Genomic DNA, 584 nt, shown 5'->3' with positions numbered 1-584 from the left:
GTAGCAGCTACAACAGGATTAACTGCAGACTCTAAAGATGAAAATATCGAAGTTGTCTACACTAAACTTGGTTCATGGATTCCAAAAGTACCAGAAGGTTCTACACCAGTTCCTCCAGTTACGTATCCAAACGATCCAACAGATCCAACGAAACCAGGAACACCAACAACAGTGATTCCTCACGTTCCAGGAACAACTCCAAAAGATCCAAATGGAAATCCACTGAAACCAGTAGATCCAAATGATCCAAGTAAAGGATATGTTCCACCAACACCTGAAAACCCAACAGAAGATACGCAAATCACTTATGAGAAAGATACTCAAAAAGCGAAAGTAACTTATGTGGTAGAAGGAACAGGAACAGTACTTCACACAGATAACCTAGAAGGTAAATCTGGAGAACCAATCAAGTACTCAACAGTAGCGAAACTTACTGAATTGAAAGCTCTAGGATATGACCTAGTAACTGATGGATTCACGACAGCTACAGATAAGAACTACGATAAAGATACAAAAGTTGATCAAAACTTCGTAGTAACGGTTACACCACACGTTGAGCCAATCAAACCAGTGGATCCAGAAAA

Annotated in this window: 1 protein-coding gene; it reads left to right on the top strand. The window is 39.9% G+C overall.

Going from position 1 to position 584, the window contains the following annotated elements; genetic code table 11:
- On the top strand, positions 1–584 hold a 584-nt coding region (locus D7D54_RS09285; protein WP_419965910.1), incomplete at both ends, for a mucin-binding protein.

The organism is Streptococcus chosunensis (genome assembly GCF_003626515.1).
Taxonomy (GTDB): Bacteria; Bacillota; Bacilli; order Lactobacillales; family Streptococcaceae; genus Streptococcus; species Streptococcus chosunensis.
The sequence above is the reverse complement of the archived record's forward strand: the minus strand, read 5'-3'. Positions and strand labels throughout refer to the sequence as shown.